Source organism: Streptococcus sp. 10824 (assembly GCF_013276595.1).
Lineage (GTDB): Bacteria > Bacillota > Bacilli > Lactobacillales > Streptococcaceae > Streptococcus > Streptococcus pseudopneumoniae.
Map to the genome: position 1 here is coordinate 1 of NZ_VMLH01000004.1, position 14,798 is coordinate 14,798.

Below are 14,798 nucleotides of genomic sequence, written 5' to 3' on the forward strand. Positions count from 1 at the left end.
CGTCAGCTTCACCTTGCCGTAGATATATGTAACTGACTGCGTCAGCTCCTATCTGCAACCTCAAAACAATGTTTTGAGCAACCTGCGGCTAGCTTTCTAGTTTGCTCTTTGATTTTCATTGAGTATTATTAAGACAATACGAGGAGAAAGATGAAAGAAAAAGGATTTTGGGAGGGGGTGCAGGCGGCCATGCCAACAGCCCTTGGTTATGTCAGTATTGGCCTTGCCTGTGGGATTATCGGTGCGCCCTATGTGACACCTGTAGAGATGGGCTTGATGAGCCTCTTTGTTTATGCTGGGAGTGCCCAGTTTGCCATGTTGGCACTGATTGCGGTTCAAGCTCCTGTGGCAGCTATTGCTATGACGGTTTTTCTAATCAATTTGCGTCTCTTTTTGTTGAGTTTGCATGCGTCGACTTATTTCCGTTATACCAGTCTTTGGCACAATATCGGTATGTCTAGTATCTTGACAGATGAGACCTATGGCGTTTTGATGGGCGAATTAGCCCATACAGACAAGGTCAATCCTATGTGGATGCACGGAAACAACCTCAACAGCTATGTGGCTTGGTTTGTGGGAACAGTTGTCGGAACGGCTCTGGGTGGTCTGCTACCAAATCCAGAGATCTTTGGTTTAGATTTTGCCCTGGTTGGGATGTTTATCGGCATTTTTGCTTCGCAATTCCAGATTATGCAAAGACGGATTCCTGTCCGCAATCTGCTCATTATCTTAGCAGTTGTTGCGGTGTCCTTCTTTTTACTTTTGACAGTGGTGTCTCAGTCACTAGCTGTTCTCTTTGCGACGCTACTTGGTTGTACAATGGGGGTGGTTTTAGATGGTCAGTAAGTATCTTTTATTAGCAGTTATTTTCTCTGGCTTGGTGACCTGGATTCCCCGTATGATTCCTTTCATCTTGGTCAAGTATAAGGGCTTGCCTGCGATCGTTGAGCGTTTTTTGAAGTTCTTGCCTGTTTCTATTATCTTTGCCTTGATTCTTTCAAGTGTAGTGACAGGCAAGGTTGGGAGTCTTCCTCAAATCAAATGGCTAGACTTCTTAGCCGTCTTTCCAACAGCTTGGGTGGCCTTTCGCTACCGCAATCTAGTCGGTACGGTTCTCTTTGGAGTGGTCTTGATTGCAGTCTTGCGTTTGGTCTTTTAATACTCTTCGAAAATCTTTTCAAACCACGTCAGCTTTGCCTTTCCGTAGGTATATGTAACTGNNTTTTCATTGAGTATAAATTAGCCATAAAGAAAACTTATCACAGATATAGATATCATATAATGGCGTAAATAGTCTTTTTCTGTTAAGATTATAAGGTATTCTATTTTGGAGGAAATGACATGAAAAAAATCGTTAAATACTCATCTCTTGCAGCCCTTGCTCTTGTTGCTGCAGGTGTGCTTGCGGCTTGCTCAGGTGGTGCTAAGAAAGAGGGAGAAGCAGCTAGCAAGAAAGAAATCATCGTTGCAACCAATGGCTCGCCAAAACCATTTATCTATGAAGAAAATGGCGAATTGACTGGTTACGAGATTGAAGTCGTTCGCGCTATCTTTAAAGATTCTGACAAATATGATGTCAAATTTGAAAAGACAGAATGGTCAGGTGTATTTGCTGGTCTTGACGCTGACCGTTACAATATGGCTGTCAACAATCTTAGCTACACTAAAGAACGTGCGGAAAAATACCTTTATGCCGCACCAATTGCCCAAAACCCTAATGTCCTTGTAGTGAAGAAAGATGACTCTAGTATCAAGTCTCTCGCTGATATCGGTGGAAAATCGACGGAAGTCGTTCAAGCCACTACCTCAGCTAAGCAGTTAGAAGCATACAACGCTGAACACCCGGACAACCCAACTATCCTTAACTATACTAAGGCAGACTTCCAACAAATCATGGTACGTTTGAGCGATGGCCAATTTGACTATAAGATTTTTGATAAAATCGGTGTTGAAACAGTGATCAAGAACCAAGGTTTGGATAACTTGAAAGTCATCGAACTTCCAAGTGACCAACAACCGTACGTTTACCCACTTCTTGCTCAAGGTCAAGATGAGTTGAAATCATTTGTAGACAAACGCATCAAAGAACTCTACAAAGACGGAACGCTTGAAAAATTGTCTAAACAATTCTTCGGAGACACTTACCTACCAGCAGAGGCTGATATTAAATAATTTCTTGAAATCATCCATTCTGAATAAGATGGGTGATTTCTCAGTTCTTAGATATATAGTTTTAAACTATATATCTGACTATCTAATAACAATTTGTGAAATAAAACAAAGTATGAGATACTAGTACGGTATTATTTTTAAGGAGAAAGAATCATGAAAATCAAAAAATGGCTTGGTGTAGCAGCCCTTGCTACAGTCGCAGGTTTGGCTCTTGCAGCTTGCGGAAACTCAGAAAAGAAAGCAGACAATGCAACAACTATCAAAATCGCAACTGTCAACCGTAGCGGTTCTGAAGAAGCTCGTTGGGATAAAGTTCAAGAATTGGTTAAGAAAGACGGAATCACTTTGGAATTTACAGAGTTCACAGACTACTCACAACCAAACAAGGCAACTGCTGATGGCGAAGTAGACTTGAACGCTTTCCAACACTATAACTTCTTGAACAACTGGAACAAAGAAAACGGGAAAGACCTTGTAGCGATTGCTGATACTTACATCTCTCCAATCCGCCTTTACTCAGGTTTGAATGGAAGTGACAACAAGTACACTAAAGTAGAAGACATCCCAGCAAACGGAGAAATTGCTGTACCAAACGATGCTACAAACGAAAGCCGTGCGCTTTACTTGCTTCAATCAGCTGGCTTGATTAAATTGGACGTTTCAGGAACTGCTCTTGCAACAGTTGCCAACATCAAAGAAAATCCAAAGAACTTGAAAATCACTGAATTGGACGCTAGCCAAACAGCTCGTTCATTGTCATCAGTTGACGCTGCTGTTGTAAACAATACCTTCGTTACAGAAGCAAAATTGGACTACAAGAAAGCACTTTTCAAAGAACAAGCTGATGAAAATTCAAAACAATGGTACAACATCATCGTTGCGAAAAAAGATTGGGAAACATCACCAAAAGCTGATGCTATCAAGAAAGTGATCGCAGCTTACCACACAGATGACGTGAAAAAAGTTATCGAAGAAACATCAGACGGTTTGGATCAACCAGTTTGGTAATAAGAAACAGGGAGGTGGGAGAGAAGATTCCACCTCTTGCTTTTGTATAGAGCATGGATTGTCAGGAAGAGTAGTTCATAGAAAGGTAGAGAGAATATGGTTTTTCCTAGCGAACAAGAACAGATTGAAAAATTTGAAAAGGATCATGTAGCCCAGCATTATTTTGAGGTTTTGCGTACCTTGATTTCTAAGAAGTCGGTCTTTGCCCAGCAGGTTGGACTTAAGGAAGTCGCAAATTATCTGGGTGAGGTTTTCAAGCGTGTTGGGGCTGAAGTGGAGATTGATGAGACTTACACGGCGCCTTTTGTCATGGCGCATTTCAAGAGTTCGCGTCCAGATGCCAAGACCCTGATTTTCTATAACCACTATGACACTGTGCCAGCGGACGGAGATCAGGTCTGGACAGAGGATCCCTTTACGCTTTCGGTCCGCAATGGCTTCATGTATGGGCGTGGGGTTGACGATGATAAGGGTCATATCACAGCTCGTTTGAGTGCTTTGAGAAAATACATGCAGCACCATGATGATCTGCCTGTCAATATCAGTTTTATCATGGAGGGTGCGGAGGAATCGGCTTCGACAGACCTAGATAAGTATCTGGAAAAACATGCGGATAAACTCCGTGGGGCGGATTTATTGGTCTGGGAACAAGGAACTAAAAATGCCTTGGAACAGCTGGAAATTTCTGGTGGAAATAAGGGGATTGTGACCTTTGATGCCAAGGTAAAAAGTGCCGATGTGGATATCCATTCGAGTTATGGTGGGGTTGTGGAATCAGCTCCCTGGTACCTCCTTCAAGCCTTACAGTCTCTTCGTGCCGCAGGTGGCCGTATCTTGGTTGAAGGCTTGTACGAAGAAGTGCAAGAGCCAAATGAACGAGAAATGGCCTTGCTAGAAACTTATGGTCAACGAAACCCAGAGGAAGTCAGTCGGATTTATGGCTTGGAGTTGCCTCTCTTACAGGAGGAGCGGATGGCCTTTCTAAAACGTTTCTTTTTCGAGCCAGCCCTTAATATCGAAGGGATTCAGTCAGGTTATCAAGGACAAGGAGTTAAAACGATTTTGCCAGCAGAAGCCAGTGCCAAGCTAGAGGTTCGTCTGGTTCCGGGCTTAGAACCGCATGATGTTCTGGAAAAAATTCGGAAACAGCTAGACAAAAATGGCTTTGATAAGGTAGAATTATACTATACCTTGGGAGAGATGAGCTATCGAAGCGATATGAGCGCGCCAGCCATTCTCAATGTAATCGAGTTGGCCAAGAAATTCTATCCACAGGGCGTTTCAGTCTTGCCGACTACAGCTGGGACAGGGCCTATGCATACGGTCTTTGATGCCCTAGAGGTACCAATGGTGGCCTTCGGTCTAGGAAACGCTAATAGCCGAGATCACGGTGGAGATGAAAATGTGCGAATCGCCGATTATTACACCCATATTGAATTAGTAGAGGAGCTGATTAGAAGCTATGAGTAGAGACATTATCAAGTTAGATCAGATCGATGTGACTTTTCACCAAAAGAAGAGAACCATCACAGCGGTCAAGGATGTGACCATTCACATCCAAGAAGGGGATATTTACGGAATTGTTGGATATTCTGGAGCAGGGAAATCAACCCTTGTACGGGTGATTAATCTCTTGCAAAAGCCATCTGCAGGGAAAATTACCATTGACGATGATGTGATTTTTGATGGCAAGGTGGCCTTGACGGCAGAGCAGTTACGTCGTAAACGTCAAGATATCGGGATGATTTTCCAGCATTTTAACCTGATGAGCCAGAAGACTGCAGAGGAGAATGTAGCCTTTGCCCTTAAACACTCTGGACTCAGCAAGGAAGAAAAGAAGGCTAAAGTAGCTAAGTTGTTGGACTTGGTTGGCTTGGCAGACCGTGCTGAAAACTACCCTTCACAATTATCTGGAGGGCAAAAACAGCGTGTGGCCATTGCGCGTGCCTTGGCCAATGATCCAAAAATCTTGATTTCAGATGAGTCAACGTCTGCCCTTGACCCTAAGACAACCAAGCAGATTTTGGCCTTGTTGCAAGATTTGAACCAAAAATTAGGCTTGACTGTTGTCTTGATTACGCATGAAATGCAGATTGTCAAAGACATTGCCAATCGTGTGGCAGTTATGCAGGACGGACATTTGATTGAAGAGGGTAGTGTCCTTGAAATCTTCTCAGATCCTAAACAGCCTTTGACTCAAGACTTTATCTCAACAGCCACAGGCATTGATGAAGCCATGGTAAAAATCGAGAAGCAAGAAATTGTGGAACACTTGTCTGAAAACAGCATTTTGGTGCAGCTCAAGTACGCAGGGGCTTCAACAGACGAGCCACTTTTGAATGAGTTGTACAAGCATTACCAAGTAACGGCTAATATTCTCTATGGAAATATCGAAATTCTCGATGGCACTCCTGTTGGAGAATTGGTTGTAGTCTTGTCAGGTGAAAAAGCAGCGTTGGCAGGTGCCCAAGAAGCCATTCGTCAAGCAGGTGTACAACTAAAAGTATTGAAGGGAGGACAGTAAGATGGAATCATTGATTCAAACCTATTTACCAAATGTCTATAAGATGGGCTGGGCTGGTCAAGCAGGCTGGGGAACAGCCATCTACCTAACCCTTTATATGACAGTTCTGTCCTTTATCATCGGAGGTTTCTTGGGGCTAGTGGCAGGTCTTTTCCTTGTCTTGACAGCGCCAGGTGGTGTCTTGGAAAATAAGGTCGTCTTCTGGATTCTAGATAAGATTACCTCTATTTTCCGTGCGGTTCCTTTCATCATTCTCTTGGCAGTCTTGTCACCCTTCTCTCATCTAATCGTAGGAACAAGCATTGGTCCAAATGCAGCTATCGTACCCCTATCTTTTGCGGTCTTTGCCTTCTTTGCCCGTCAAGTGCAGGTTGTCTTGGCTGAATTGGATGGTGGTGTCATTGAGGCGGCTCAAGCGAGCGGAGCGACTTTCTGGGACATCGTGGGTGTTTACCTATCAGAAGGTCTTCCAGATTTGATCCGTGTGACGACTGTGACCTTGATTTCCCTTGTTGGGGAAACAGCTATGGCGGGTGCGGTTGGAGCTGGTGGTATCGGTAACGTAGCCATCGCTTATGGATTTAATCGCTACAATCACGATGTGACCATCTTGGCAACCATCATTATCATCTTGATTATCTTTACAATCCAATTCTTGGGAGACTTCTTGACCAAGAAATTGAGCCATAAATAAAAAAGGGCTAGGCAATCTGTACATCATTCATAGGAGTTGTCGTTATCGTCAAGACTTGAAATTTTCTGTACTGGTTGCTATCAATCATCACTTTTATGAGTTAGAGAGTTAAGCATTGTGGGGAGTCAATATGCAAAATCTGGGAGAAGTTTTTAAAGAATTGAGAAAGAGTCGGAATGTATCTCTACAGGAGGCGACGGGAGGAGAGTTTACTTATTCCATGCTGAGCAAATTTGAGCGTGGAGAAGCAGACTTATCATCTATGAAATTGATTACTGCCTTAGATAACATCCACTCTGATTTGAATGAATTTATGTACTTGGTACGTGGTTTTTCTCAGAAAAAGGCTTTGGCTTTTCAAGAAAATCTCTGGGAACTATATGATAGAGAAGGGATTGATTCTCTCCACGCCTTGTATGAAGAGACGATTCAAAAGTATAGATCAAGTGGTGAAAAAAGCTATCTTTTACAAATGATTCGTATCAAAAGCCTTCTTGTGTTTTTTGATTCAAAAATAAGGGCAACGGATGAAGAACTGACTTTTCTCTATGACTATTTTTTTACTATTGACATCTGGGGAAATTATGAATTGGAACTATTTTCAACGATTTCTACTTTGTTTCCTCTGCCCCTCTATTTTAAATATTCTAGGGAGATGTTACAAAAGACGGATTTATTAGGCTCTTTACCTAGTAACAAAGTTGGTATTGACACCATTTTAATTAATGGACTCTTTAAAGCGATAGAGGAAAAGGATAAATTAAAAGCAGATTATTTTATCTTTCAGATTGAAAAACGAGAATTGCCAGAATCTCAAGCTTATCTTAAAATCATTTATATGATTGCTAAAGGGTATTATGATACTATTTTTAATGTAAAAAATAAGGGTCTTGAAAAAATCCAGAGAGGCATTACAATCTTACAAGATTTAGAGTATGTAGATGGTGCAAGATACTATGAAAACTATTTTGCAAATCAGCTTTCAAATAAAGATTTGTAATATATTCTCGTTACATCGACTGATGAAAAATAAATAGGCTTGTAGATGGATTGATAATTAGCAGTTTCTAGGCGCTAGAGTTTCTATTTTCAGAAAAAATATATTACAAAAAAGTGGGGAGTCCCGCTTTTTTTGTTAGACTGGTTTCAATAGAATACTCTTTGAAATATGGAGAAAGCCCTGTTATGAAATTATTTTTAAAACATCATTTATTTAGAATACTGACCTTATCAAGGTTTTTAAGCTCAAGTGGAGCTTATATTTATAATCTGGTATTTATTGTTTATGCTGCGAGTCTACCCTTTAAAAATATAGCTGTATTTATGGCGAATATGATTACGATTTTACCTTTCCTATTTACTTTTTATGTTGGGATTAAGGCTGATCATACTCGGAATAAAGCAGGGACAATTATCTGGGTTGGTTGTGTGCAAAGTCTCCTATTTCTTTTGATTACTAGTGTGATTCATGATCAGAACTTCGTAACGTTTGCTTTTATCTGTATGGTTAATATCTGTTCGGATATTTTATCAGATTATACAGCAGGCCTTCGTATGCCGATTATCCAGCATAATATTTCGGAAGATAAGCTCTATGAAGCTTATTCATTTACTCAGTTTGTTTCCTATTTATCAAATCTAGGAGGTCAAGCCTTAGGAGTGTGGTTACTCACAACAAGCCACCAAAATTTTTCTTTTGTTGCAATTGTGAATGCTGGCTTCTTTTTACTATCTTCTCTTATTTTGTTCAAAAATAGAAGAGAATTGACGTATTTGTCTGTAACGGTAGAGAATGAGTCGATTAGTTTACTTCAACAAGTTAAGGCAATCTATGCGGACATGGATGATATCTTTAGGCAAAGAGAAAGTAAATCTTTGTTTAAAATGATCCTTGTCATTTTGGTAATGAATACTTTGGGAGGAGCTGTTGGAGGTATTTATCACTTTTACTTATTAGACCATACTATCTATCATCTCAGCTATGCTCAAGCCCTATTTTTAATTGAATGTGTCAGCTTGGGAGGAGCTATTCTTGGTAGCCTAACTCCCCATGATTATTTTGGAAAATTGTCGTTTTCAAGTTTGCTATCGCTCAATGCAATTCTGTTTGTCTTGCTTGCTACTGCTAATATTTTAGATTTTTCTCCTCTAGTAGGTGTTGCCTGCTTAGCCTTTGTCATGTATTTGATGTCGAAATCAATGCCTAAATTAGATACTCTGTTATTGTCTAATTTGAGCGCGGATGTATTAGCTCGAAGTAATAATCTCTTGAGTATGATTTTTTCCCTAACATTACCCTTGGGGATGTCTGTATTTTCCTTCTTAGCTTTGCAAGATATCAGCCTTTGTTGGTGGGTGTTTTTGGTAGTGAGTGTGATAGGGTTGATTTTATCACTAGAAAAAAGAAGTTTTTCAGGTAAAAAATGTTAACCTAGGAAAATCAGGCTTACTAGAAGGTCTTCCAGATTTGATCCGTGTGACGACTGTGACCTTGATTTCCCTTGTTGGTGAAACAGCTATGGCTGGTGCGGTTGGAGCTGGTGGTATTGCTAACGTAGCCATCGCTTATGGATTTAACCGCTACAATCACGATAAAACTATCTTGGCAACCATCATTATCATTTTGATTATCTTTAAATTTATACTCAATGAAAATCAAAGAGCAAAGTAGGAAACTAGCCGCAGNNCAGTTACATATACCTACGGCAAGGCGACGTTGACGTGGTTTGAAGAGATTTTCGAAGAGTATCAATTCTTGGGAGACTTCTTGACCAAGTCTTGAGCCATAAATAAAAAAGAGCCGCCTGGCTCTTTTTAACTAATCAGATTTTCTGTGCAAATTTTTTACTCAAGGCTTGTCCAATCAAGGCACCCACTAGGGCTCCGATGACAATACTTGCGATAAATAGAAGGACAGTTCCAGGGTTTGGCGCAACCATGATACGGTCGATATATTCTTGCGATTTTCCTCTTGCTAGAAGGGTTGCCATATAGGCTTGGGGTGCAATCCACATGAGTAAGATTGGTCCTGCTGTGCTAAAGGCAAAGAGTATGAAAGAAAGGAAATTCTTAGTTTGGTTCTTGTATTTTCCGAGGTTAGCTACTCCATCTGCTAGCAGCCCACAGATAATTCCAGGAAGGAAGGCACCGGCACCGTGTTTAGTTCCCAAGAAAAAGAGAGCAATAACAAGACCGATAGTGGTAACGGCTCCAAAGCGCGGAACTTTTGCGACTAGAATCATATAGACGCTACCGCCGACAAGGGCAGTAAAAGCAGGCGCATAAAACATGTTTCCAGTTTGGTCAAGGAGATTGCCCAAAAGAACACCAATCCCCATGCAGAGGAAGTAAAGAACTGCAAAAAGCAGTGTAGTTAAGATAGATTTTTCCATGAATTGTCTCCTGATCATTTTTTCACAATTCTCATTGTACCACGGTTTGGTGGGATTGTAAATGGATACTAGAAGTTTTTGAAAACGCTTGAAATATGATATAATAGTTTCATAGTTATTTTTAGGAGGGTATCATGGGGAGATTTTTAGACTTTGTCTTTAATCGTTTCTTTTTAGGGATGATTGCGACAGCCTTCTTTTGGCTATTAACTTTAGCAGGAGGGATTATCCTTGGTCTAGCGCCGGCTAGTGCCACCTTGATGAGTTTGTATGCAGAACATGGTTATAGCTTTCGGGAATACAGTTTGAAGGAGGCTTGGTCTCTTTATAAGCAAAATTTTGTCTCAAGCAACCTGATTTTCTATAGCTTTTTAGGAGTGGATTTAGTTTTGGTCTATGGCTTGTATCTCTTGGTGCAATTGCCTCATCAGACTATTATTCATTTGATTGCGACCTTTTTTAATGTTCTAGTAGTTGCCCTGATCTTTTTGGCCTATGCAGTATCTTTGAAATTACAAGTTTATTTTGACCTATCTTATCGAAATAGTCTCAAACTATCCTTGATTGGTATCTTTATGAGCCTAGCAGCTGTAGCCAAGGTTCTTCTTGGAACTGTGCTACTTGTGGCAATTGGTTACTATATGCCTGCTCTTCTCTTCTTTGTAGGAATTGGGATGTGGCATTTCTTTATCAGTGATATGTTGGAACCGGTCTATGAAAGTATCCATGAAAAATTGGCGACAAAGTAGGATGAAGCAGTTTTGGCTACATACGCTTCTAAGAACCTACAGTTCAGTGATGATCATTATTATTGCGAGTTTTGCAATCTTACTCTCCTATGCTGACTGGGATTCACGGGAAAAGGAAGCCCAGAGAGTAGCCCAGCGTGTAACTGCTAGAACAGTGAGTGAAATTGAATATTACCATAGAGAGTCAACCCAGATAGCTCAGGCTTTAGTTGAAAATCAAGCTCGTATTGAGGGAATCTATAAGTACTTTAGTCTTAGCATGCCAGACTATTTTTACTGGCAATTAGAGCGGAAAGCTTCGCCTTATATATCAGTCTCTCTGCATGAAAATGTTGATGACCTCTATGTTCGAAATGATTTTGTAACTGGAGTGGCCATTGCTTTTCAAGATTACAAGGAAGTCTATGTTTCTACTAAAGACAAACGTAGTGGAGAAAAAATCAGGGCTGAGGATTTCAAACCAGCAGGAAATAGTTTTGCCATTCCGGTGTCAGATCCAGTGTCAGATCAAGACTTAGGAGTGATTTACATCTCCTTGGATCCTGCTGTTTTATACCATGCCATTGATAATACTAGAGGTCATACTCCGATGGCAGTAACAGTGACCTCACCTTTTGATACGGAGATTTTTCATATTGGTGAAACAGTTGATAAGGAGAGTGAAAATTGGCTAGTTGGCTTAACTTCTCATGGTTATCAGGTTCAGGTGGCAGTTCCCAAAAACTTTGTTTTACAAGGAACAGTGACTAGCTCTGCTTTGATTGTGAGCTTGAGCCTTCTCTTTATTGTCATTCTTTATCTGACGTTGAGGCAGACCTTTGCTAATTACCAAAAGCAGGTAGTGGATTTGGTGGATTCTATTCAAGCTATTGCCCAAGGAGAGGAAGGTCTTCGTATTGACACACTTGAAAAGGATCAGGAATTGCTCCTAATCGCGGAGACGACCAATGATATGTTAGATCGTTTGGAAAAGAATATCCATGATATTTACCAGTTAGAGCTGAGTCAAAAAGATGCCAATATGCGAGCACTGCAGGCGCAAATCAATCCTCATTTTATGTATAATACGCTGGAGTTCTTGCGCATGTATGCAGTTATGCAGAGTCAAGATGAGTTAGCAGATATCATTTATGAATTCAGTAGTCTCTTGCGTAACAATATTTCTGACGAAAGAGAAACTCTTCTCAAACAGGAATTAGAATTTTGCCGTAAATATAGCTACCTCTGCATGGTTCGCTATCCCAAGTCCATTGCCTATGGTTTCAAGATAGACCCAGAGTTAGAGAATATGAAAATTCCTAAGTTTACCTTGCAACCGCTGGTAGAAAATTATTTTGCGCATGGTGTTGACCACAGACGGACAGATAATGTGATTAGCATCAAGGCGCTTAAACAGGATGGTTTTGTAGAAATTTTGGTGGTCGATAATGGCCGTGGAATGTCGGTTGAAAAACTGACAAGTATTCGAGAAAAATTAAGTCAGAGACATTTTGAACACCAAGCCAGTTACAGTGATCAAAAGCAGTCTATCGGGATTGTCAATGTCCATGAGCGTTTTGTGCTCTATTTTGGGGAGCGATATGCTATTAGTGTAGAGTCTGCAGAGCAAGCAGGTGTTCAGTATCGTATTACAATTCAAGATGAGTAGAAAGGGAGAAAATGTATAAAGTATTATTAGTAGATGATGAGTACATGGTGACAGAAGGTCTGAAACGTTTGATTCCCTTTGATAAGTGGGATATGGAGGTCGTCGCAACAGCCAGTCATGCCGATGAAGCCCTAGAATATGTGCAGGAAAATCCTGTCGATGTCATCATTTCCGATGTCAATATGCCCGACAAAACAGGGCTTGATATGATTCGGGAGATGAAAGAGATTTTACCAGATGCTGCCTATATCCTGCTCTCAGGTTATCAGGAGTTTGATTATGTAAAAAGAGCTATGAACCTTAGTGTGGTGGACTATCTGGTTAAGCCTGTTGATAAGGTAGAGTTGGGAAATCTGCTGGAGAAGATTGCAGGTCAGCTCGGCGAGAGAGGAAAGAAAAGTCAGACCCTCAGTCAAGATTTAGACGAGGCTGGATTTGTTAGTTATTTAGGGGATAAGGAGAATTGGTGGATAGGTCTATCCAAGGAAAAGCAAGGTTCCTTCACCATTCCCTACTATGTCTTGGGTCAAGACTGGCAGATTTTCATTTCTGACCAACCCCTAGATGGCTTAGTTGTTACACCTTTTGAAGCTCCCTATCAAGAACACTTTGAACGCTGGAAGCTGAATGCTGAGAAAGCCCTCTTTTATGGCTCTGTAAATCTACAGCAGTCTCAGAGTCTCTTTGCCTACTACGAACCGATTTATAGGGTTATCATTCAGGGGAATCTCAATCAAATCGTGGAAGAGTTGAATCTTTTGGAAAAGGTAGTTCTTGAAAATACACCGCGTGTTCCGATTACTAAACAGCTTTTTATCCAGTTTGTCATGGATGTCTTTCATTTGTTTGAACATCTCAAAGCTGATGATATGACGGACATTGTCAAAACGATTCATGCTATTCAATCCTTCGATGAATTGGTTTCTTATATCAAGGAAACTCTGACCAGCTTTTTCGGTCAATACCGTATGAATGAAAATGTGGTCAGTGTGTTGGAAGTCATTGGTCGTGATTACCAAAAAGAACTTTCTCTCAAGGATATCAGTAAGGCACTCTTTATCAATCCTGTCTATCTAGGGCAGTTGATTAAGCGAGAAACCGATTCGACCTTTGCAGAGTTACTAAACAAACAACGTATTAAGGCTGCCCAGCAGCTCTTGCTTTCAACTAGTGACAGTATCGAAGATATTTGTTATGCTGTTGGTTACAGTAACCTTGGATATTTCTATAAAGTGTTCCGAAAATTGTGCGGAAAATCGCCAAAAGCCTACCGAAAACAGGTAGAAACGATACTATAAGATTTGTATTCCTTTACAAAAAGTGCTATAATATCAATAATAACATTAGGAGGTTCTATCATGAAAAAGAAACCGATTTATCTATGGGTCTTGTTAATCTTGTCTGCCCTTATTTCAGCTATGTCTCTGTTTGGAATGTTGAGTCCCTTACCTAGCAAAGAAGCCCTTCGTGCTGCTCAGAAACAAGTTGCAGGGGTCAGTGCTCAGCAATTAGAAGACAACATCAATTACAGCTATAGAGTAGCAGAATCAACTCATTCTATTTTTAATATGGCCTTGATTGTGCTATCTGCTATTTTAGTTGCAGTAGCGATTGTCTTCCTTGTTCGTAAGAATTTGCAATATGCAAATTATACTTATGTCGGCTATGTTTTGCTAGCCATTATTGGTTCGATTTATGGCTATGTTAGTTTACAGGACGCTGTGCAGTTAGTTCACGATGAAACCATGCGTTTAGGGATCAGTGTTATTTCACAAGCCGTTAGCATTCTCTCTATCGTCATCAATATTCTCTTCCTAGCCCTTGTCTTCTATAAGATGTGGCGACAACAGAAAGCCTTGGCAGAAGAAGAGGAAGCAGAAAATCTTGCCTAAGTATTGACAAAAAAGAACTATCAAGATACAATCTTGGTAGTTCTTTTTCGATTAAAAATAAAATCATGGAGGTACATATGAAGACAATTTCTTTAGTTTATATTAGTTTGAGTGGCAACACTGAGAGTTTTGTGACACGCCTGAAAGACTATCTCTTATCCCAGTACAAAGGGATTGAAGTTCAAAAGATTCATATCAAGGATTTGGTCAAGGAAGGTCATGATTTCTATGAAATGGACTATCCCTATGTCGCTTTTTTGCCGACCTATCTCGAAGGTGGGAATGGCGTTGATAACGGAGATGTCGAGATCTTGACGACACCCGTTGGGGATTTTATCGCCTATGGTGACAATGCTAGTAAGTGTTTTGGCGTAGTTGGTTCAGGAAATCGTAACTTTAATAACCAATACTGCCTGACAGCTAAGCAATACAGTCAACGTTTTGGTTTCCCTGTCTTGGCTGACTTTGAAATGCGAGGCATGCTGGAAGACATCAAACATGTCGCAGCTATTATCGCAGATTTGTATGAGTTGGAAAAGGAGAATTAAAGTCAATATAAGAGGCGCTTGGGATTTTTCAACTGTTTTTTTGAGTATAAACAGTCTTTGAGAACGCAAAAAAGCATAAGTTCAGGTCTTCAAAACCGTGTTCTTATGCTTTTTATCATAGAAATATTTGCTGCATTTTCTCTTGAAATGAAACCTTATACTCAATGAAAA

At 40.5% G+C, this 14,798-nt stretch carries 15 protein-coding genes and 1 pseudogene; 15 read left to right on the forward strand and 1 reads right to left on the reverse strand.

The window, feature by feature from the left end; all coding sequences use genetic code 11:
* Positions 1-150: 150 nt before the first annotated feature.
* The 10 genes and pseudogenes from HT701_RS00550 to HT701_RS00595 all read left to right on the forward strand — a co-directional run.
* Entirely contained in the window at positions 151-846 is a 696-nt protein-coding gene (locus HT701_RS00550) for an AzlC family ABC transporter permease (RefSeq protein WP_172931082.1), read from the forward strand.
* Positions 836-1,159 carry an AzlD domain-containing protein gene (locus HT701_RS00555; RefSeq protein WP_000253936.1) on the forward strand — a complete coding sequence of 108 codons (324 nt, stop codon included), beginning with the start codon at positions 836-838 and terminating at the stop codon, positions 1,157-1,159. Before HT701_RS00550 ends, HT701_RS00555 begins: the two co-directional genes overlap by 11 nt.
* Positions 1,160-1,341: 182 nt before the next feature.
* Positions 1,342-2,172, forward strand: a complete 831-nt coding sequence (locus HT701_RS00560) for an amino acid ABC transporter substrate-binding protein (protein WP_000724930.1) — start codon at positions 1,342-1,344, stop codon at positions 2,170-2,172.
* Between the two features lie 153 nt (positions 2,173-2,325).
* A complete protein-coding gene (locus HT701_RS00565) occupies positions 2,326-3,180 on the forward strand; it encodes a MetQ/NlpA family ABC transporter substrate-binding protein (RefSeq protein WP_023948487.1) in 855 nt (284 codons plus the stop codon).
* Between the two features lie 96 nt (positions 3,181-3,276).
* On the forward strand, positions 3,277-4,650 hold the full coding sequence (locus HT701_RS00570; RefSeq protein ID WP_050207618.1) for a M20/M25/M40 family metallo-hydrolase: 1,374 nt from the start codon (positions 3,277-3,279) through the stop codon (positions 4,648-4,650).
* A complete protein-coding gene (locus HT701_RS00575; RefSeq protein ID WP_000085651.1) occupies positions 4,643-5,704 on the forward strand; it encodes a methionine ABC transporter ATP-binding protein in 1,062 nt (353 codons plus the stop codon). Before HT701_RS00570 ends, HT701_RS00575 begins: the two co-directional genes overlap by 8 nt.
* 1 nt (position 5,705) lies before the next feature.
* Positions 5,706-6,398 carry a methionine ABC transporter permease gene (locus HT701_RS00580; RefSeq protein WP_000444649.1) on the forward strand — a complete coding sequence of 231 codons (693 nt, stop codon included), beginning with the start codon at positions 5,706-5,708 and terminating at the stop codon, positions 6,396-6,398.
* Between the two features lie 130 nt (positions 6,399-6,528).
* On the forward strand, positions 6,529-7,398 hold the full coding sequence (locus tag HT701_RS00585) for an Rgg/GadR/MutR family transcriptional regulator (RefSeq protein ID WP_172931083.1): 870 nt from the start codon (positions 6,529-6,531) through the stop codon (positions 7,396-7,398).
* Positions 7,399-7,583: 185 nt separating this feature from the next.
* Entirely contained in the window at positions 7,584-8,828 is a 1,245-nt protein-coding gene (locus HT701_RS00590) for a transporter (protein WP_172931084.1), read from the forward strand.
* Between the two features lie 22 nt (positions 8,829-8,850).
* Positions 8,851-9,069, forward strand: a pseudogene (locus HT701_RS00595) (hypothetical protein); the annotation flags it as partial.
* A gap of 151 nt (positions 9,070-9,220) precedes the next feature.
* Here HT701_RS00595 and HT701_RS00600 read toward each other — a convergent pair.
* Positions 9,221-9,790: an MptD family putative ECF transporter S component gene (locus HT701_RS00600; protein WP_000415698.1), complete on the reverse strand. Its 570-nt coding sequence runs from the start codon at positions 9,788-9,790 to the stop codon at positions 9,221-9,223.
* Positions 9,791-9,924: 134 nt separating this feature from the next.
* Here HT701_RS00600 and HT701_RS00605 point away from each other — a divergent pair, with 134 nt between their 5' ends.
* From HT701_RS00605 to nrdI, 5 genes are all read left to right on the forward strand, one after another.
* On the forward strand, positions 9,925-10,539 hold the full coding sequence (locus HT701_RS00605) for a DUF624 domain-containing protein (protein WP_172931086.1): 615 nt from the start codon (positions 9,925-9,927) through the stop codon (positions 10,537-10,539).
* The gene (locus HT701_RS00610) at positions 10,517-12,187 is read left to right on the forward strand and encodes a sensor histidine kinase (protein WP_345889962.1); all 1,671 of its coding nucleotides are present in this window, start codon (positions 10,517-10,519) and stop codon (positions 12,185-12,187) included. The genes HT701_RS00605 and HT701_RS00610 overlap by 23 nt, the downstream gene beginning before the upstream one ends.
* 11 nt (positions 12,188-12,198) lie before the next feature.
* Entirely contained in the window at positions 12,199-13,485 is a 1,287-nt protein-coding gene (locus HT701_RS00615) for a response regulator transcription factor (RefSeq protein ID WP_172931087.1), read from the forward strand.
* 60 nt (positions 13,486-13,545) lie between these two features.
* Positions 13,546-14,079 carry an ABC transporter permease gene (locus tag HT701_RS00620; RefSeq protein ID WP_172931088.1) on the forward strand — a complete coding sequence of 178 codons (534 nt, stop codon included), beginning with the start codon at positions 13,546-13,548 and terminating at the stop codon, positions 14,077-14,079.
* A 77-nt stretch (positions 14,080-14,156) separates the two neighbouring features.
* The gene (nrdI, locus tag HT701_RS00625; RefSeq protein WP_172931089.1) at positions 14,157-14,627 is read left to right on the forward strand and encodes a class Ib ribonucleoside-diphosphate reductase assembly flavoprotein NrdI; all 471 of its coding nucleotides are present in this window, start codon (positions 14,157-14,159) and stop codon (positions 14,625-14,627) included.
* Positions 14,628-14,798: the final 171 nt, after the last annotated feature.

Excerpts from the sequence above, each read along its gene's own strand:
- HT701_RS00615 (WP_172931087.1), top strand. The coding sequence starts at position 12,199 with ATGTATAAAGTATTATTAGTAGATGATGAGTACATGGTGACAGAAGGT.
- HT701_RS00610 (WP_345889962.1), top strand. The coding sequence starts at position 10,517 with ATGAAAAATTGGCGACAAAGTAGGATGAAGCAGTTTTGGCTACATACG.
- HT701_RS00600 (WP_000415698.1), bottom strand. The coding sequence starts at position 9,790 with ATGGAAAAATCTATCTTAACTACACTGCTTTTTGCAGTTCTTTACTTC.
- HT701_RS00620 (WP_172931088.1), top strand. The coding sequence starts at position 13,546 with ATGAAAAAGAAACCGATTTATCTATGGGTCTTGTTAATCTTGTCTGCC.
- HT701_RS00565 (WP_023948487.1), top strand. The coding sequence starts at position 2,326 with ATGAAAATCAAAAAATGGCTTGGTGTAGCAGCCCTTGCTACAGTCGCA.
- HT701_RS00585 (WP_172931083.1), top strand. The coding sequence starts at position 6,529 with ATGCAAAATCTGGGAGAAGTTTTTAAAGAATTGAGAAAGAGTCGGAAT.
- HT701_RS00555 (WP_000253936.1), top strand. The coding sequence starts at position 836 with ATGGTCAGTAAGTATCTTTTATTAGCAGTTATTTTCTCTGGCTTGGTG.
- HT701_RS00560 (WP_000724930.1), top strand. The coding sequence starts at position 1,342 with ATGAAAAAAATCGTTAAATACTCATCTCTTGCAGCCCTTGCTCTTGTT.
- HT701_RS00580 (WP_000444649.1), top strand. The coding sequence starts at position 5,706 with ATGGAATCATTGATTCAAACCTATTTACCAAATGTCTATAAGATGGGC.
- HT701_RS00550 (WP_172931082.1), top strand. The coding sequence starts at position 151 with ATGAAAGAAAAAGGATTTTGGGAGGGGGTGCAGGCGGCCATGCCAACA.
- HT701_RS00605 (WP_172931086.1), top strand. The coding sequence starts at position 9,925 with ATGGGGAGATTTTTAGACTTTGTCTTTAATCGTTTCTTTTTAGGGATG.
- nrdI (WP_172931089.1), top strand. The coding sequence starts at position 14,157 with ATGAAGACAATTTCTTTAGTTTATATTAGTTTGAGTGGCAACACTGAG.
- HT701_RS00590 (WP_172931084.1), top strand. The coding sequence starts at position 7,584 with ATGAAATTATTTTTAAAACATCATTTATTTAGAATACTGACCTTATCA.
- HT701_RS00575 (WP_000085651.1), top strand. The coding sequence starts at position 4,643 with ATGAGTAGAGACATTATCAAGTTAGATCAGATCGATGTGACTTTTCAC.
- HT701_RS00570 (WP_050207618.1), top strand. The coding sequence starts at position 3,277 with ATGGTTTTTCCTAGCGAACAAGAACAGATTGAAAAATTTGAAAAGGAT.